This is a genomic window from Pedobacter nyackensis (assembly GCF_032678475.1).
In the GTDB taxonomy this organism is placed as follows: domain Bacteria; phylum Bacteroidota; class Bacteroidia; order Sphingobacteriales; family Sphingobacteriaceae; genus Pedobacter; species Pedobacter nyackensis_A.
Genome location: NZ_JAVTSF010000005.1, coordinates 306,922 through 325,984, shown reverse-complemented (window position 1 = coordinate 325,984; position 19,063 = coordinate 306,922). Strand labels below are relative to the sequence as shown.

The following is a 19,063-nucleotide window of genomic DNA, read 5'->3' as shown; positions in this document are numbered from 1 at the left end:
ATTGCCATTGAAAACTTTATTAACGCTATTTCTCTTCCTGACAATTTGTTTTGGAGGACAACAAGCATTCTCGCAGGTTGCTCCTAAAAAAGCAAAACAGGATACGGTGAAGAACTCTTTCGGTCTGAAAGAAAAGCAAAGACTTGGAATAAGATCCTTGTCGAACCCATTCTATCCACTGCCGGAAAATATGCAGCGGAAGGTAGAGTATGATGCTGCAAATCAAAGATATATCATTCAGGAAATGATTGGCGATAAGCCTTTTGGCGGTGTACAATACTTGTCAGTGGACGAGTATCTCCGTTTGGTAAACAGTGAAATTAAACGGGACAACTGGCGTTCACTTTCCGATCAGGAGGTGACAGAGGTACGCAGGACCGGAATTATTCCGAGTTTAAAAATTAACAGTAAGTCTTTCGAGAAGATATTTGGAGGTACGACCATTGATATTCAGCCTCGCGGTGAAGCAGAACTTACCTTTTTAGGGCGTATCAATAAAAATGAGAACCCTTTATTTAACGAACGCCAAAGGGTACAAGGTAACTTTGATTTTAACCAGCGCATTCAGATGGATGTGATTGGTAACATCGGTACCAAGATGAAAATCAACATGAACTATAATACAGAAGCTCAGTTTGATTTTGAAAACCAGGTGAAACTGGATTATACAGGTGATGAAGATGATATTATACAAAAAATTGAGGCCGGTAATGTAAGCTTGCCTTTAAATACAACCCTGATCAACGGAACACAAGCCTTGTTTGGGGTAAAAACACAATTGAAATTTGGAAAACTGAATGTAGCTACCGTTTTTACACAACAGAAGTCGCAGACCCGGCAAATACAGATTAACAATGGTGCGCAGCAGAATGAGTTCAGACTGAGTGCCGATAATTATGAAGCCAATAAACACTTTTTCCTGGCGCAATATTTCAGGGATAATTACAATAAATCGCAATCTAATCCGCCTACTATCACTTCGGGTGTTATCATTACTAAAATTGAAGTATGGATTACCAATAAAGCGGGCAGTACCCAGGATTCAAGAGATGTATTGGGCTTTATTGACCTGGGTGAAAATAAAACCTTTAACACGGGGATAACCGGAGGAGGATCTGTGCTTCCATCGGGTTTTACAAATCCGGTTTTTCCAAGGAATTCGAATGACCTTTTGACCAGGATCCCTCAAACTTCCAGGTTGACAAACTCTAATGATATCATTGGTTTTTTTGCGCCTAATGGAGGAACGGATAACTACGCTAAATTAACTTATGCAAGGAAACTGGCAGATAGAGAATATACCTTTCATCCTCAGCTGGGTTACATCTCTCTTAATAATGGTTTGAATAGTGATGAGGTGCTTACTGTTGCGTTCCGGTATACTTTTAACGGAGTAGAATACCAGGTTGGAGAGTTCTCTACCGATGTTCCTTTTGATCCGGCAAGCCCTAAAGTTTTATATACTAAATTACTGAAGAACGAAACATTAAAAACCAATTTGCCTACCTGGGATTTGATGATGAAGAATATTTATTCTATCGGAGGCTACCAGATCAGTCAGCAGAACTTTAAGCTGGATATTTTTAGAATTGATGAAAAAACAGGGGTTGAAAAACCCTTGATACAGGAAGGGGAGAAGTTGGATGCAGATCGGAGGCCCCTTAATGGTAAACAATGGATACAAGTTGTGGGACTTGATCGATTGAACCAGCAAAAGGAACGGAAGCCGGACGGCGTGTTTGATTTTGAAACAGAAAATAGACCTTTTGGTTCAACAGCAAACAATGCACAGAGTTCGTCTTTCGGTAATGGTAGTAACAATGGCTCATCAACGAATAACCTGCTCAATTTTTCGACCAATACGGTGAATGGATATATCACGATTGACCCATTGAACGGGAGGATCATTTTTCCAATCATTGAACCTTTTGGAAAGGATCTGGCCAGTCAGTTTTTACCTGGAGAACAGAAGCTGATTGATAAATATACTTTTACTGCTTTGTATGATTCTACAAAGGTTGTTGCACAGCAGTTGTTCAGCAATCAGAACAGATATGTGATCAAGGGGGCTTACCAGTCTGAAATTGCTTCTGAGTTTAGTTTAAATGCAATTAATGTACCAGAAGGATCGGTAAAAGTTTTTGCAGGTACCATTCCTTTGCAGGAAGGTATTGATTTTACAGTGGATTATCAGGGGGGTAGGGTAAGGATCATCAATCCAGCATTGCTAACTTCTGGTCAGCCTATAAGGATCTCAACAGAAAATAATGAGTTGTTTGGTTTACAACAGCGTTCGTTGTTTGGTACCCGATTGGATTATAAAGTAAACAATAAACTGAATCTTGGTGGTACTTTGATGAACCTTACCGAGAAACCGTTAACACCAAAGGTGAATATTGGGGAGGAACCTATATCGAACACGATGTGGGGACTGGATATGAACTACAGTTCGCCTTCCAGATTTTTGACTAAGTTGGTGGATAAATTGCCATTTTTGTCTACCAAAGTGCCATCTAACATTACGTTCGCGGGTGAGTTTGCACAATTAATACCTGGTCACCCAAGCGCTTTGAACTTTGGAGGTAAAAAAGGAGGAGTAAGTTACCTGGATGATTTTGAAGCTTCGCGCTCTGTTATAGATTTGAAAAGTGCCATTGCATGGCAACTATCCGGAACTCCCCAGTTATTTCCGGAAGCCAGTAGAATTGATGACCTGAGTTATGGTTTTAACCGGGCCAGAATTGCATTTTATAACATAGATCCAATTTTTTACAATAGAAATTCCCCTGATATACCTTCGAGTTTGCGTAATAATGTAGCCGAACGCTCTAACCATTATGTACGTGAGATTATTGAGCAGGAGGTATTTCCTTTTAAAGAAACAAGTACCGGGCAAGCCATTACTTTACCAACGCTTGATGTTGCTTTTTACCCGACGCTGCGTGGACCGTACAATTATGCTACCACCGGGTTCAATGCCAATGGTACACTGACCAACCCTAGGTCGAGATGGGGAGGTTTGTTCAGAAGAATTGAAACTACCGATTTTCAGGCACTAAATATTGAATACATCGAACTTTGGGTGATGGATCCGAATATCTATAAACCGAACTCTGCTGGTGGTGATTTGTATTTTAATCTGGGTAACCTCTCGGAAGATATTTTAAAGGACGGGCGTAAATCACTGGAAAACGGATTGCCGGCAAATGGGGATAAGAATGCCTATGATGAAACCAATTGGGGGCGGGTGCCTAAGTTACAACCGGTAATCCAGGCATTTGATAATGACCCGGCAGCAAGAAAAGTTCAGGATGTTGGTTTAGACGGGTTATCAAATGTGGATGAGAAAACTAAATTTTCCATATTAATCAACCAGATCAAAGGACAACTTAATCCTGATGCTGCAGCTGAGTTTGACAATGATCCTTCGTCTGATGATTATATGTATTTTAGAGGAAGACAGCAGGATCAGGCCAATGCAGGTATTTTAAAACGTTATCAGCGTTACAACGGTCCTGAAGGAAACTCGAAAACTTCACAACAATCACAGGAAGATTTTGGGGTTGACAATTCTGCGTCGACTTCATTACCTGATGGTGAGGATGTGAACAGGGACAATAACATGACCCAGAGCGATGAGTATTTCCAGTATAAAGTTTCTATGCGTCCTGGTGATTTAATGGTAGGGCAGAACTTTGTAACGGATAAAGTAACTTCTCAGGTTAAATTAGCAAATGGACAAACCCAGGAGGTGAGCTGGTACCAGATTCGAATTCCTTTGGCGCAGTATGAGAGAAAAGAAGGCAACATACAAGACTTTAAATCGATTCGGTTTGTACGGATGTTCCTGACAAATTTTGCTGATACAACGGTATTGAGGTTTGGAAAGATCCAGTTGGTTAGAGGGGAGTGGAGACAATATAATGCAAATAACGAGGCTTCACAGGTTATTCTTGACCCTGCTTTACAAAACCTGGGACCTGACAATTCTACTTTAGAAATTTCTACAGTAAACATTGAGGAGAATGGAAAAAGAACACCAATTCCTTATGTAGTGCCCCCAGGTATAGAAAGGGAACGCGATTTTAGCAATTACCGTGGTGATACCCGGCAGAATGAGCAATCACTTGCTGCAACGGTTAAAAATCTGCGTGATGGTTATGGCAGAGCAACTTTTAAAACAGCCTTGAACGACTTTAGGTCATATAAGCACCTGGAGATGTATATTCACGTAGAAGCGTTGGGGAACTCTGTTTTGAATGACAATGATTTGAATGCATTTTTAAGAATCGGAACTGATAACCAGGACAACTACTACGAATATCAACAGCCGTTAAGGGTAACACGTCCGGGTACGAGTGATCCTTATGCGATCTGGCCGGATCAGAATAAAATGGACATTACCCTGGAACAGTTCCAGCAGGCAAAGTTAGCAAGGAATAAGGCGCTGGATGTTGATGGAATGCCCTGGAATATAAGTAAGCCTTTTAGGTATATCGTTGACGGAAAGACTATCATTGTGAAGGGACAACCGGATATGAGTAAGGTTAGGGTATATATGCTTGGTATATTGAACCCATATAGAAATGCTGCAACAGGTACTTCGGACGATGGCCTGGACAAAAATGCGCAAGTATGGTTTAATGAAATGAGACTTACTGAGTTTGACGAACGTGGCGGCTGGGCTGCAACTGCAAGGATGAATGCTAAGCTGGCTGATTTTGCTGATGTAAATGTTTCAGGAAGTAAGTCTACTATCGGTTTTGGATCGTTGGAGAAAAGGGTAAGTGAAAGGAACCGTACGGATGACGTTTTCTTTGACATCTCTTCGAGTATGGAGCTGGGTAAGTTTTTTCCACAGAAAACGGGGATTAAAATTCCAATGTTTGTGAGTTACTCGAGCCAGATCAGTACGCCTCAATATGATCCGAAAACACCGGATATTGAATTGAGTAATGCGCTTGATAAGGCTACAAAATCTGAAAGAAAAGCTATTCTGGAATATGCCCAGGATTATACGACCAGAAATAGTATCAATTTTACCAATGTAAGGAAAGAACGTACGAATCCGGATAAGAAAGCCCAGATATGGGATATCGAGAACTTTAATGTAAGTTATGCTTATACCAAACTGGCCCATCGCGATTTCATAAACGAAAGTAATACTCAGCAAACTTACAGAGGATCATTAGCCTATAATTACTCGGGGCAATCAAAAACCGTGGAGCCATTTGCGAAGATTATTAAGTCAAACACCCTGGCTTTATTAAGGGATTTTAATTTGAACCTGGTACCAAATGCACTTAATTTTAGGGTTGATGTAGATCGTTTTTATTCAGAAAATACGTTGAGAAATAATGATCCAAATAATTCTATCCCGATCAATACAACCTTTAATAAGAATTTCCTGGTTACGAGGGTATATGGTATTTCCTGGAATTTAACAAAGTCGCTGACGCTGGATTTTGACGCAACAAACTATTCCATTATTGACGAACCAGACGGTAAGATTGAGGGGATGAAACGTGATACCTTATGGCAGAACCTAAAGCGATTAGGAAGAACAACGGATTATAACCATAATATGAATATTACCTATTCCCTGCCACTGAATAAAATTCCGGGCATGGATTGGGTAACTGTTGCTACCAGGTACGGCACTAATTTTAACTGGCAAACGGAGCCGTTGTCGACCTTAAGGGATCCGCTGATTGACCTTGGTAATACCATTCAGAATTCTAAAACTGTACAATTGAACCCAACGTTTAACCTTGCCGGATTGTACAATAAATTTGGCTTTGTAAGAAGGGCGAACTCGGGCGGAGAAGATGCCCCAGGTGGAGCATTCTTTGTTGGTTTATTAACCAGTGTTAAAAACATAAACGCTGCATTTACACAAACCAAGGGTACATTTTTACCCGGTTACTTGCCAAGGGTAAGTTATTTTGGTCTGGACGAGGCTACCGGAGCTCCAGGTCTTGGTTTTGTTTTTGGTAGTCAGCGCGACATCAGATCAATGGCTTTAAATCATGGCTGGATTACAAGGGATACACTGCAGACTCAACTTTATATCAATACCCTTAGAGAAGATCTGAGTTTGACAGGTTTAATTGAACCGATTAAGGACCTTAGTATTACCCTAACTGCAAATAAGAATAGAACTTTAAACTACTCCAGCAATTTCAGGTATGACCGTTCCCTGCAGGATTTTCAGAACCTGAGCCCGTTTACTACGGGCGATTATAGCATATCGTTCATATCACTGGGTACAGCATTTTCAGAGAAAAATGGTAGTACGGTGTCGAAATTATTTAACCAGTTTATGTCAAACAGACAGGTGATTTCTCAAAGGTTGGGTGCGCTGAATAGCAACTCTGTTGGGGAGTCCTCACCCGGGTTTGCAGATGGTTATGATAAGAATTCACAGGATGTAATTGTTTCTGCCTTCCTTGCTGCTTATACTGGTAAGAGCGCTTCTTCCGCGAGCCTGAATTCCCTGCCGAAAATTCCATTACCAAACTGGAGATTGAATTATAGAGGACTGACCAGGATTGGTTTTCTTGCGGATCGATTTAGTTCTATTGACCTGAGACATTCGTACCGTTCTGTGTATAGCATTAATGGATTTAATTCCCTGATCAGGTATCAGGAGACAAATGGCGCAGTAAGCAGCAGAGATGAGAATAAGAATTTCCTGCCTTTCTATCAATATGCGCAGGTGACTATTGCCGAACAGTTTTCTCCGTTAATAGGTATAGATACCCGTTTGAAAAACAACATGACTGCTAATTTTGAATTGGGAAGAACAAGAATGCTGGGATTGAGTTTGGCCAATAGTCAGCTGGCACAACTATCAGAAAGTAATATGGTTTTTGGTTTGGGGTACCGCACTAACAAGTTCCGCTTCCCTTTTGGTTTGTTTAAAGGGTTAAAAACGGATAATAACATGGATTTTAAACTTGATGTTGCGATAAGAGATAACAAGACCGTGATTTACAGGGCTGACGTTAATGAAGCAGAGGTTTCTTCGGGAGCTAAAAACATTACCCTACGTCCAAGTGTTGATTATATCCTGAATCAACGATTTAACATAAGGGTATTTTATGATTCTAACGTTACCAAGCCATATACTTCGCAAACCTTTAATACTTCATTTAGTAATTTTGGATTTAGCTTGAGGATTACGCTGAATTAGAGTTGTTTTAAATGAGCAGATTTAATTACCTTTGAGGCGAATAGCGTAGTCGATTACCTTATTCTATTATAAAATATTGCAACTAACAAATAAATAGAAAAATGAATTTTCCATCAGAATTAAAGTACACTAAAGACCACGAATGGGTTAAAGTTGAAGGTAACGAAGCTTATATTGGAATTACTGATTTTGCACAACGTGAACTAGGTGATATCGTTTATATAGACATCAATACTATCGGTGACGAGGTTGGTAAAGACGATGTATTTGGTACAGTTGAGGCAGTTAAAACTGTTTCAGACTTATTTATGCCGGTTACAGGTACTGTATTGGAAGTGAATAGTGCTTTGAATGATAACCCGGAATTAGTTAATACTGATCCTTATGGCGACGGATGGATGGTTAAGGTTTCTGTAGCAGATGCATCTCAGGTAGATGGTCTGTTAACTGCAGATGCTTATAAAGCATTAGTTGGCGCATAATAAATGGGCATTTTTGGACAACTAAGGTACCAGATATGGGCTGTGCTATGGACAATTTTCATTGTAATCCTTTGCAGTGTGAAAATGCCTTCGGGCGGTGGCGGTGGCTTCTTTTTTGAGGGCTTTGATAAGTTTGTCCATTTAGGATTCTTTTATGTGCTGACCATACTCTTGTTTTACGGTAAGATTAATCACCAACACAATTATAGTTTTAGCTCTTTGACCATCTTTAAAATCATCATAATTACTGCTGCTTTAGGTGGTGGAATAGAAATGTTACAATGGATGTTTTTTAGCTACAGATCTGCCGAATGGTGGGATTTTGGTTGTGATATGATCGGCGTATTTATGGGGGTTTTCAGTTACATATTGCTTCATAAATCAAATTATAATGAAAAGACTGGTAGTTAACTTTTTGTTACTCTTAATGGTTTGTACATTAGGAAGTTGTAGCGTTTTTAAAGGGGGCTGTAAATGTCCTAAAGTGAGCTATAATGCTTACCCGAAACGCTGATGCTGCAATGGGTGCTATCTGATTTCAAAATAAGCGAAAATGACTAAATAAAGACGGTATAGGGAGGTGTTCCTATACCGTCTTTATTTGGAATTATTATAAATTAAGTATAAATTGCGACCATTCTCTGCCACAGGAAGATACCTTAAAGGCAGATTTATACAAACCTTAATATAGATGAAACTTTCACAGCTTAATCCCGGAGAACAAGGAACTATTGTTGCGTTTACAGACTTAGAGATGTCTGTAAAATTAATGGAAATGGGCTGTTTGCCTGGGGAGGTTGTAGAAGTTGAGCGTTTTGCTCCGCTAGGTTGCCCTATAGCCATTCGCGTTGCTGGCTATCAGCTATGTTTACGTAAAAGCGAAGCTTCTGTTATTATAATTCAATAGTGATTTGGGAAAAGATATTAAAATTGCATTAGTTGGTAATCCCAATACTGGAAAATCTACACTTTTTAATCTTCTTACCGGATTAAATCAGAAGATTGGAAACTTTCCAGGGATTACAGTCGATAAAAAAGTAGGTTATTGCAAATTGAGCAATGGCAAAAGTGCTGAGGTCATTGATTTACCTGGTACTTATAGTTTATATCCTAAAAGCAAGGACGAAAGCATTGTTTTTCAGGTGTTGGCAGATAAAAATAATTCCAGTCACCCTGATGTTGTAGTATTAGTTGCCGATGCAACAAACCTAAGAAGAAATTTATTGCTTTACTCGCAGGTAGCGGATTTAAGATTACCTGTTGTTTTGGCCCTGAACATGACAGATATGGCCAAAAAGGAAGGAATAGAAGTTGACGTGAATAAGCTTTCTGAGCGATTGGGGATTCAGGTTGTAGCTATTTCTGCCAGGAGTAATTCGGGACTGCCTGAGCTAAAGGAAGCGATTGGTAATACCACATCTATAGCCACTCAGGTAGAAGGTACCGACGTACATGTACTGGCGCCGGAAGCCATTAATCAGGCAAAAAATCTGCTGAAAACGGATAATGATTATTTTGCATTACAGGTATTGCACCAATACGAAACACTTGATCTTTTTTCTGCGGAGGAAAAACAAGCACTCGGAAATATAAAAAAGGAACATGCTTTTGAATCTTCCAAGCTACAAGCCGCAGAGACTATTGCGCGCTATCGCTATTTAAGTACTGTATTAACAGGAATTGTAAAAGATACTGGTGCTGCTAAGAAATTTGTTTTTAGTGATAAGATAGACAGGATCCTTACCAACCGTTTCTGGGGATTTGCCATCTTCCTGATGATCTTGTTTTTTGTATTTAATTCTATTTTCTCCTGGTCATCATACCCTATGGAGTTAATCGAAAATGCTTTTGCATGGATTACAGAATATGGGCATGCACATCTTCCTGAAGGTATTCTGACTAATTTATTGTTAGATGGCGTTGTCGCAGGTTTAGGTGGCGTTGTCATTTTTATTCCTCAGATTGCCATACTCTTTGCTTTTATTTCTATTCTTGAAGATACCGGTTATATGGCAAGGGTGACTTTTATGATGGATAAAATCATGAGAAAATTCGGTCTGAGCGGTAAATCAGTAGTACCTATGATAGGAAGTCTGGCTTGTGCAGTACCATCTATCATGAGTGCCAGAAATATTGAAAGCTGGAAAGACAGGATCATTACCATTATGGTGGCACCATTAGTAAGTTGCTCTGCCAGGTTGCCCGTGTACACCTTATTAATTGGATTGGTAGTACCGGAAAAGATGATATGGGGTTTTATCAACCTGCAGGGCTTAACGCTGATGGGAATGTATGTGATTAGTATTTTCGCAGCCATTCTGGTCGCTTTTGTGATGAATTTTTTCATCAAGGCCAAGGAGAAATCTTATTTCATTATGGAGTTACCGGTGTATCGTATGCCGAGATGGAGCAATGTGCTTTATACCATGTATGAGAAATCTAAAACTTTTGTTGTCGAAGCAGGTAAGGTGATCATTGCCATTTCCATTATTTTGTGGGTAATGGCAACTTATGGGCCATCGGATCGTTTTGCTGAAATTGATAAAAAATATGAAGCCATAGAGGCGCAGAAAGACAGTGTTCAGATCAGTACACTGGAGCGCGACAAATCGGCTGAAAAGCTGGAAAATTCGTATGCAGGGATTTTAGGTCATGCAATCGAACCAGTGATTAAACCTTTAGGTTTTGACTGGAAGATAGGCATCGCTTTAATTACGTCTTTTGCGGCCCGTGAAGCTTTTGTTGGTACCATGGCAACCATTTATAGTGTTGATGGGGGAGATGAAGATGTCGTTACTATAAGGGACAAAATGAGGGCGGCAAAAAATCCGGACACAGGATTACCTGTGTTTAGTTTTGCGACTGCTTTCTCTTTGATGTTGTTTTATGCTTTTGCCATGCAATGTATGAGTACGGTTGCTGTAGTTTACAGAGAGACCAAGTCGTGGCGCTGGCCAATGATTCAGCTGGTTTATATGACTGCGCTGGCTTATGTGGCTAGTTTAATCGCTTATCAGCTTTTAAAGTAATTTACTTATATTGTGATAGTGGAAAAAGAACGCATTTTATCACAATATATGCCTGTGACGGCTGCGCCGATAATTGCTAAATGGATCGACTATTTTCAGTGCGAATTTAAAATAAGTAAAGGCCGGACAACAAAGCTCGGCGATTACAGACATCCTTATAGAGGTGCGGGTCATAAAATTTCCGTCAACAATAACCTGAACTGTTATGCCTTTCTGGTTACAACAGTTCATGAGTTTGCTCATCTGCTCACCTGGAATGATCATAAGAATAAGGTAAAGCCGCATGGTGAGGAATGGAAATACAACTTTAAACGGATGATGGTTCCTTTTCTGGAACAAAACGTTTTCCCTGAGGATGTGAAGACCGCCATTGTACGTTATCTGAATAATCCTACAGCTGCCAGTTGTACCGACTTAACGCTTTCCAGGGCATTAAAGAAATATGATGAGTCAATCGATGTATCCAGACTGGAAGAATTGCCCCTACATACTGTTTTTACGATTAAGGATGGCCGACAGTTTAAAAAAGGTGAAAAACTAAGAAAAAGGTACCGTTGCACATGTTTGGACAATGGACATATTTACCTGTTTAACCCCCTGGCAGAAGTAACCATTGAAGCTACCGGAACTTAAAACCATTCTCTATCTCAGCTAGACACTTTTAGCCTTGTTTTTCTCTTCGTATAGTTTAGCGAAGGATTTAGGCGCAACCTCTGGCATTTCACGATATTTACCCCAGATTTTTTTAAATAGAAACTTAAGGAAGAAGTTCTTGATCTTGCCGCCAAAACTATCCATTCTGGACCTTTTCAGCATTCCTGTTTTCCAGATTTTCCAGCCGATTTCTTCTGTTTTGGTATTCTCGTGATTGGCCGCAGCATCCCTTCTGTTGAGCAGTAACATTTTATGGATGTCAATTTTAACCGGACAGACTTCGGAGCATTTTCCACATAAGCTCGAGGCGTAACTGAGGTGCTTGAAGTCTTTCATCCCCTTTAAATGCGGGGTAATGATTGAACCAATCGGACCACTGTAAGTGGTATTGTAAGTATGTCCGCCAATGTTCTTATAAACAGGACACGCATTTAAACATGCACCACATCTGATGCAATATAATCCCTGACGCTGATCTTTTTGCGCCAGCAGATTAGTGCGGCCATTATCGAGTAGGATCACATACATTTCTTCTGGTCCATCGGTTTCCTCAGCTTGTCTGGGGCCACTTAATATGGTATTGTACACGGTTAGGTTCTGTCCGGTACCATGACTGGCAAGCAATGGCCAGAAAAGGTCAAGATCTGCCATAGAAGGAATGATCTTTTCGATACCTACAATTGCTATGTGTATTTTAGGAAAGGTCGTACATAGCCTCGCATTGCCTTCATTTTCGGTTAATGCAATACTTCCGGTATCCGCAATTAAGAAATTCCCTCCGCTGATCCCGATATCCGCATTTAGGTATTTATCTCTTAATAGTTCCCTGGCTTTTTGTGTAAGCTGTTCAGGGGTATAATCTAACGGAGTGCCGAATTTTTCATGAAATAGTTTAGCAATGTCTTCTTTGTTCAGATGCATTGCAGGAGTTACGATGTGATACGGATGTTGGCCAAGAAGCTGAACGATATATTCGCCCAGGTCACTCTCCAGCGATTCTATCCCATGTTCTCCGAGGAATTCATTGAGGTGTATCTCTTCGGTGGTCATTGATTTTGACTTGATCACCGTTTTACCACCGCTTTTATTGATGATGTTGAGGATTTCTTTCTGAGCTTCTTCAGTATTATTTGCCCAGATAACTTTTCCTCCCCGACGCTGAAAGTTAGACTCAAATTCGGGCAGAAACTTATCCAGGTTTTCCATTACCCGCCATTTAATTACATGAGCTTTCTTTTTTGAGTTCTCCAGGTTTTCAAATCTGGACAAGCCACGCTCAACGGCAGTATTATACTTACCAATATTATAATTAATAGTCTTGCGATGTCCTAAATCAAAGGCCTTTTCATCAGCCTTCACCAAAAATTCCTCAGATACCTTCATCATCTTCCAAATATAAAAATAAATAAGTTTAAGGTTTGCATGCTGAACTTATATTACGTGTTGATTATACATCACGTCCTCCTGAATTTTTCGGTAGTTTTTATTGTTTTTGTCTTCAAGAGGACAACGTTGTTTAATTCAGAATCTAAAATATGCTGGTTGAAACTTACTTAAACGAGATTCTGAAAAAAATATCAGTACGAAATAGGGCATAAAAAAACCTGCCTTATATGGGCAGGTTTTAAATATAGGTGTTTTAATTCTTTTTGGATCCATCCTCATTTTTATCGACAACAGGTCTTTTTGCACCATTTGCCAGTTCCCATGCGGTAAAATAAACCAGTTGCGCTCTTTTTGCAAGCATCGGGAAGTCTATTTTACTAACTTCATCACCAGGTTGGTGATAGTCGTCATGCACACCATTAAAATAAAAAATTACAGGGATGCCATGTTTTGCAAAATTGTAATGATCCGACCGGTAATAGAACCGGTTAGGGTCTGTACGGTTATTATACCTCTCGTCCAGGTTCATCTTTACATAATCCTGATTGGCTTTTTTACCAATACGATCAAGGTCGCTGCTTAACATGTCGGAACCAATGATGTAAACAAAATTATTATCTGAGGCGTGTGCTTCATCACCACGGCCAATCATATCGATGTTCAGATTGGCAATCGTATTTTTCAACGGGAAAATCGGGTATTCTGAGTACCACTCAGAACCCAGCAATCCTTTTTCTTCTCCTGTAACCGTCATAAACAGGATACTTCTCTTGGGGCCTTTGCCGGCTTTTTTTGCTTTTACAAAAGCTTCAGCAATCAATAAAACGCCTGTAGTGCCAGAACCATCGTCATCAGCTCCATTGTTAATTTTATCGTCACCTTTAGCTTCAGGTGTTATTCCAATATGATCATAATGTGCTGTGATCACCAGGACTTCATTTTTAAGTTTAGGATCAGATCCTTCCAGGAAGCCTAAAACGTTTTCTGCTCTAACCTTTGTCTCGGTTTGTTGAGCGCTTGCTGTAACAACAATATTTAATTCCTGAGAAGCAGGCTTTTTACTGTCATCAATTGCTTTTTTTACATCCTCTAAGGTAGTTTTTGCCGCTTTGAATAGTAAGTTTGCAGTATTAGAGCTGATGTATACCACCGGCATACCCTGAGGTGTACGCATGCGTTCAACATTCTCTTTGGTTTTCATCACCATTTGTCCCGACTGCAGATAACTTTTTAAATTATCTGGCATTGAATCAATGGTTGGGTCTATGACCAGCACTGCCTTAGCTTTGCTTTCCGATAGGTATTTGATTTTATTGTTGATATTTCCACCTGAAGCTTTTGCACCTGAGGCCAATGTCGGATCTCCGGATTTAAAGATCATCACAACTTTTCCTTCCAGATTCAGGCCCTCAAAATCATTATAACCTTCCTTGTTTAGTCCGTATCCGGCGAATAAGACTTTATCTGTATTGAAGGCATATCCTGCACCAGATACAGTATGAGGCATAATATAGAAGTCTTTCAGCGCTTCCGCAGGTTGTCCGTTTACGGTTAGAATCTGAGAGATTCCGTAATTCACCATGTCTACCGGCTGAAAATAGTCTCCGTTGACAGGGCCTTTCAAACCCAGTCCTTTAAAATAAGCTTTAATATAGTCTGCGGCCATCCAGCCACCTTTCTTACCTGTTTCCCGTCCTTCATATTCGTCGGAAGCTAAGACAGAAAGATGTTTGTAGGCATTATCTTTATTGATTGTCTGACTAAATTTGATGGCATCTCTGTTCTGCGCAATGGCAGTACAGCCCATCAAAAGAACAAGACTGGTATATAGAAATTGTCTTTTCATAATTTTGTTTTTAGCAAGACATTTTATTTACTCTACCTGCATGTCTGCCACCTTCAAAGGCTGTATTCAGGAAGGTGCTTACCATTTCTTTCGCTAGTTCTTCCGATACAAATCTTTCAGGAATGCAGATGATATTTGCATTGTTGTGTAGTCTTGCCAGTTCCGCAATTTCTTTTTGCCAGCAAATTGCTGCACGAATCTGCTGATGTTTATTAGCCGTTATTGCAACCCCGTTGGCACTACCACAAACTAATATGCCGAAGGTAAATACCCCACTCTCAACAGCGTCCGCTACAGGATGGGCAAAATCAGGATAGTCAACAGAATCGGCACTAAAAGTTCCGAAATCTTTTACTTCGTGATCGTTTAGAAATGCCTTTAGCATTTCTTTGTATTGAAATCCTGCATGGTCTGAGCCGATTGCAATTTTAAATTTTGTATTTGTTGACATCTTTAAGGTTTATTTGGATAGATAAAATAGCAGAGCCTTTGTTACTTTTTAAAGGTGGCTACGCCATAAAGTTCTTTGTTTCTTTTACGTTCTATATTGGCTGATATAAAAATACTCAGCTCATATAAAATAAATAACGGGCAGGCAACCACAACCATGGTCATTACGTCAGCTGTTGGTGTTACTACCGCAGCAACAATCAGAATAATAACGGCAGCATACCTTCTGGTAGAGCGCATGAAGGCTGGCGTCATGATTCCAAATTTAGATAAGATGTAAATTACAACTGGTAGTTGAAAAATTACGCCCGACCCAATGGTTAAAGTAGCTACCGATGATAAATAAGATGAGATGGTAAATGTATTCTCGATATCGGGACTTACAGTGAAATTTGTAAGAAAGTTAACCGATAGGGGACACACAATGTAATAACCAAACAGTACACCGATAAAGAATAAGCTGGATGCAAAAAAGACAAAATTACTTGCTGATTTACGCTCTTCTGCATGTAATGCAGGTTTTATGAATAGCCACAGTTCAAACAAGATATAAGGGATACCTATCATAATGCCGACCATTACACAGGCATTGATTTGAAGGGTAAACTGACCTGCCATTTCTGTATTGATAATCTTGGCATCAATGTGTGTGATACAAAAATCAGGGCCGAACAAATGAGGCCATGTTTCCACCATCTTACACATCATTCTGTATGTCCAGAAGTCTGGATTTTTTGGGCCCATAATGAGCTCATTAAAAATAAAATCAGAGAACCAGAAAGCACCAATGGTAAGTAATACAACTACCAATAAAGAGCGTAATAAATGTTTTCTAAGTACATCTATATGGTCAAAAAAAGACATCTCTGCCTCTAAAGTTTTTCCTTTTTCTTTTATGGCCCCAATCAGGTCACGTTTTTTATTATCACTCATGTACGTTATTTGTAAAACAAAAATACCATTCTTTTATTTAGAATGGTATTTACGTTTTAAATCTATCAAATAGTTTTTAACTGTATGCTTTTGATTGTATCCTTTTTATTCTGAAAACTCGAAAGTTTCCATGAACTTAGTCGTAAAATTACCAGCTCTAAAGTTAGGATCTTTCATCAGTTTTAAGTGAAAAGGTATCGTAGTTTTTACACCTTCAATTACAAACTCACTTAATGCACGCTCCATTGTGCTGATTGCCTCTTCACGTGTTTGTGCAACACAGATCAGTTTAGCAATCATAGAGTCGTAGTTGGAAGGGATCTGATAACCTGCATATACGTGTGTATCTACCCTTACACCATGGCCTCCCGGAGAGTGGAAGTTTGTGATTTTACCTGGTGAAGGTCTGAAGTTATTAAATGGATCTTCCGCATTTATTCTGCATTCAATAGCATGCATATCTGGTAAATAATTTTTACCGGAGATCGGAACGCCAGAAGCAACTTTAATCTGCTCTTTAATTAAATCGTAATTGATTACCTCTTCAGTTACCGGGTGTTCTACCTGGATACGGGTATTCATTTCCATGAAATAGAAGTTACGGTGTTTGTCCACCAAAAATTCTATGGTACCAGCACCCTCATATTGAACTGCGATAGCTCCTTTAATAGCCGCTTCACCCATTCTTTCACGTAATTCAGGTGTCATGAAAGGAGAAGGGGCTTCTTCAACCAGCTTTTGATGTCTGCGTTGAATAGAGCAATCACGCTCAGAAAGATGACAAGCCTTACCATATTGATCACCAATGATCTGGATTTCAATATGACGTGGATCTTCGATGTATTTTTCTAAATAAAGACCGTCATTGCCAAAAGCGGCACCTGATTCTTGTCTGGCACTGTCCCACGCATTTTCAAAATCTTCATCTTTCCACACTACGCGCATTCCGCGACCACCGCCACCGGCAGTAGCTTTCAGGATCACAGGATAGCCAATTTCGTTAGCAGTTACAATTCCCTCTTTTACACTTTCAACTAAACCTTCTGAACCAGGAATGGTAGGTACACCAGCCTTTTTCATGGTTTCTTTGGCCGATGCTTTATCGCCCATAGAGTTGATTTGCTCAGGAGTTGCGCCAATAAATTTAATTCCGTAGTCACGGCAAACCGATGAAAATTTAGCATTTTCAGATAAGAAACCGTAACCAGGATGTATTGCATCCGCATTAGTCAGCTCAGCAGCTGAAATGATATTCGGAATGCTTAGATAAGAGTCTTTACTTGGTGGTGGGCCAATACAAACGGCTTCATCAGCAAAACGTACGTGTAAACTCTCTCTGTCGGCAGTAGAGTAAACAGCTACAGTTTTGATGCCCATTTCTTTACAGGTGCGAATAATGCGTAAAGCAATTTCACCCCTATTGGCAATTAGTATTTTTTTAAACATATTTTCGTTCCTTTACGTCATCCTGAATAAATTTCAGGATCTATTTGATTATGTAGATGCTGGAATAGAATAGCCTCCCGGCTACTTTGAATTCCGCATGACGGATTAAATTGGTTCTACTAAAAATAAAGGTTGATCGTATTCTACCGGAGATGCATTCTCAACCAGAACTTTTACGATTCTGCCTGAAACTTCACTTTCTATTTCATTGAAAAGTTTCATTGCTTCAATGATACAGATTACTTTACCTGTAGAGATTTCATCACCAACATTTACAAAAGAAGGTTTATCCGGGCTCGCAGAGCGATAGAACGTTCCAATCATTGGTGATTTAACTGTGATGTACTTTGAAGTATCTTCAACAGGTGCTGATTTTGTTTCAGTAGGGGCAACCGGCTGCGGGGCAGCAGCAGTTGGTGCTACAGCAGGAGCAATCTGAGCTGGTACAGTTGCCTGAACAATTGTAGGAGTCTGATTGGTTTTAATAGTGATTTTGAAGTCTTCCTGCTCAATAGCTACTTCGTTTACGCCCGAACGAGAAACAAATTTAATAAGTTCCTGAATTTGTTTAATATCCATTTTTTAGGTGTTATTTAGAAAAAATAGTACGTCTTTAGAACTATCTAAGTTAAGATTATTTATTTTATAAATTTAGTAGGCCCATTTTAAATAAACGGAACCCCAGGTAAATCCCCCTCCAAAAGCGGCTAGTATTAAATTATCGCCTTTTTTAAGCTGACTTTCCCATTCCCATAAACACAAAGGTATGGTACCATTAGTTGTATTACCGTAGCGTTGTATGTTGATCATTACTTTTTCTGAACCAACACCCATTCTCGATGCTGTTGCATCAATAATGCGTTTATTGGCCTGGTGCGGTACTAACCAGGTTACATCATCAGATGTTAAGTTGTTGCGGTCCATGATTTCAGCGGCAACATCAGCCATATTCGTTACTGCAAATTTGAATACAGCCTGGCCTTCCTGGTAAACTACGTGTTCGTTATTGTCGATCGTTTCATGTGAAGCAGGTCTTGCAGAACCACCAGCTTTCTGGTGTAAAAATTGCTTACCCGCACCATCACTTCTTAAAATGGAATCCATTACGCCTAAACCTTCTTCGTTTGGTTCAAGCAGTACAGCGCCACATCCATCACCAAAAATGATGCAGGTGGTCCGGTCCTCGTAATTAATAATAGACGACATTTTGTCACCACCAACTACCACAACCTTTTTGTGTTTTCCAGATTCAATAAATTGTGATCCCGTTGAAAGGCCATAAATGAAGCCTGAGCAGGCAGCCTGAAGATCATAACCCCATGCATTTTTAGCACCGATTTTGTCGGCCAAAATATTAGCTGATGCCGGGAAAGGCATATCAGGAGTGGTGGTACAGAAGATGATCAGTTCGATTTCTTCAGCACTGATGCCTCGTTTTTCAAGCAAGCCATTTACAGCATGTACTGCCATATCTGAAGTACCTAATCCTTCTCCTTTTAATATTCTTCGCTCTTTGATCCCTGTTCTGGATGTAATCCATTCATCAGTAGTTTCTACTATTGATTCCAGCTCTTTATTGGTCATTATGTAATCAGGTACATAACCATGAACAGCTGTAATCGCAGCGTGAATTTTACTCATT

Annotated in this window: 13 protein-coding genes; 6 read left to right on the top strand and 7 right to left on the bottom strand. The window is 39.8% G+C overall.

All coding sequences use genetic code 11. The features are described 5' to 3' along the window. The first annotated feature begins 7 nt into the window (after positions 1-7). From sprA to R2Q84_RS17655, 6 genes are all read left to right on the top strand, one after another. Positions 8-7,195 (top strand): cell surface protein SprA, encoded by a 7,188-nt coding sequence (gene sprA, locus R2Q84_RS17680; RefSeq protein ID WP_316817907.1) that lies wholly within the window; start codon positions 8-10, stop codon positions 7,193-7,195. A gap of 101 nt (positions 7,196-7,296) precedes the next feature. Beyond that, positions 7,297-7,677 (top strand): glycine cleavage system protein GcvH, encoded by a 381-nt coding sequence (gene gcvH, locus R2Q84_RS17675; RefSeq protein ID WP_316817906.1) that lies wholly within the window; start codon positions 7,297-7,299, stop codon positions 7,675-7,677. A gap of 3 nt (positions 7,678-7,680) precedes the next feature. After that, positions 7,681-8,088, top strand: a complete 408-nt coding sequence (locus R2Q84_RS17670) for a VanZ family protein (protein ID WP_316817905.1) — start codon at positions 7,681-7,683, stop codon at positions 8,086-8,088. 280 nt (positions 8,089-8,368) lie between these two features. Continuing rightward, positions 8,369-8,584, top strand: a complete 216-nt coding sequence (locus R2Q84_RS17665) for a FeoA family protein (RefSeq protein ID WP_316817904.1) — start codon at positions 8,369-8,371, stop codon at positions 8,582-8,584. A 4-nt stretch (positions 8,585-8,588) separates the two neighbouring features. Continuing rightward, complete coding sequence (gene feoB, locus R2Q84_RS17660) at positions 8,589-10,706, top strand: ferrous iron transport protein B (protein WP_316817903.1); 2,118 nt, start codon at positions 8,589-8,591, stop codon at positions 10,704-10,706. An 18-nt stretch (positions 10,707-10,724) separates the two neighbouring features. Next, positions 10,725-11,339: a SprT-like domain-containing protein gene (locus R2Q84_RS17655; RefSeq protein WP_316817902.1), complete on the top strand. Its 615-nt coding sequence runs from the start codon at positions 10,725-10,727 to the stop codon at positions 11,337-11,339. An 18-nt stretch (positions 11,340-11,357) separates the two neighbouring features. Here R2Q84_RS17655 and R2Q84_RS17650 read toward each other — a convergent pair whose 3' ends face one another. The 7 genes from R2Q84_RS17650 to R2Q84_RS17620 form a co-directional block, all read right to left on the bottom strand. After that, entirely contained in the window at positions 11,358-12,746 is a 1,389-nt protein-coding gene (locus R2Q84_RS17650; protein WP_316817901.1) for a LutB/LldF family L-lactate oxidation iron-sulfur protein, read from the bottom strand. A 253-nt stretch (positions 12,747-12,999) separates the two neighbouring features. Further along, a complete protein-coding gene (locus R2Q84_RS17645; protein WP_316817900.1) occupies positions 13,000-14,592 on the bottom strand; it encodes a M28 family peptidase in 1,593 nt (530 codons plus the stop codon). A 10-nt stretch (positions 14,593-14,602) separates the two neighbouring features. Next, positions 14,603-15,043, bottom strand: a complete 441-nt coding sequence (gene rpiB, locus R2Q84_RS17640) for a ribose 5-phosphate isomerase B (RefSeq protein ID WP_316817899.1) — start codon at positions 15,041-15,043, stop codon at positions 14,603-14,605. A 41-nt stretch (positions 15,044-15,084) separates the two neighbouring features. Continuing rightward, a complete protein-coding gene (gene tatC, locus R2Q84_RS17635; RefSeq protein WP_316817898.1) occupies positions 15,085-15,975 on the bottom strand; it encodes a twin-arginine translocase subunit TatC in 891 nt (296 codons plus the stop codon). Positions 15,976-16,080: 105 nt separating this feature from the next. After that, positions 16,081-17,421: an acetyl-CoA carboxylase biotin carboxylase subunit gene (accC, locus tag R2Q84_RS17630; RefSeq protein ID WP_316817897.1), complete on the bottom strand. Its 1,341-nt coding sequence runs from the start codon at positions 17,419-17,421 to the stop codon at positions 16,081-16,083. 105 nt (positions 17,422-17,526) lie between these two features. Continuing rightward, complete coding sequence (accB, locus tag R2Q84_RS17625) at positions 17,527-18,000, bottom strand: acetyl-CoA carboxylase biotin carboxyl carrier protein (RefSeq protein WP_316817896.1); 474 nt, start codon at positions 17,998-18,000, stop codon at positions 17,527-17,529. 72 nt (positions 18,001-18,072) lie between these two features. Further along, positions 18,073-19,062, bottom strand: coding sequence for a beta-ketoacyl-ACP synthase III (locus R2Q84_RS17620; protein WP_316817895.1), 990 nt, complete (start codon positions 19,060-19,062; stop codon positions 18,073-18,075). Position 19,063 lies beyond the last annotated feature (1 nt).

Excerpts from the sequence above, each read along its gene's own strand:
- R2Q84_RS17645 (WP_316817900.1), bottom strand. The coding sequence starts at position 14,592 with ATGAAAAGACAATTTCTATATACCAGTCTTGTTCTTTTGATGGGCTGT.
- tatC (WP_316817898.1), bottom strand. The coding sequence starts at position 15,975 with ATGAGTGATAATAAAAAACGTGACCTGATTGGGGCCATAAAAGAAAAA.
- R2Q84_RS17670 (WP_316817905.1), top strand. The coding sequence starts at position 7,681 with ATGGGCATTTTTGGACAACTAAGGTACCAGATATGGGCTGTGCTATGG.
- accC (WP_316817897.1), bottom strand. The coding sequence starts at position 17,421 with ATGTTTAAAAAAATACTAATTGCCAATAGGGGTGAAATTGCTTTACGC.
- gcvH (WP_316817906.1), top strand. The coding sequence starts at position 7,297 with ATGAATTTTCCATCAGAATTAAAGTACACTAAAGACCACGAATGGGTT.
- accB (WP_316817896.1), bottom strand. The coding sequence starts at position 18,000 with ATGGATATTAAACAAATTCAGGAACTTATTAAATTTGTTTCTCGTTCG.
- R2Q84_RS17650 (WP_316817901.1), bottom strand. The coding sequence starts at position 12,746 with ATGATGAAGGTATCTGAGGAATTTTTGGTGAAGGCTGATGAAAAGGCC.
- rpiB (WP_316817899.1), bottom strand. The coding sequence starts at position 15,043 with ATGTCAACAAATACAAAATTTAAAATTGCAATCGGCTCAGACCATGCA.
- R2Q84_RS17620 (WP_316817895.1), bottom strand. The coding sequence starts at position 19,062 with ATGAGTAAAATTCACGCTGCGATTACAGCTGTTCATGGTTATGTACCT.
- R2Q84_RS17665 (WP_316817904.1), top strand. The coding sequence starts at position 8,369 with ATGAAACTTTCACAGCTTAATCCCGGAGAACAAGGAACTATTGTTGCG.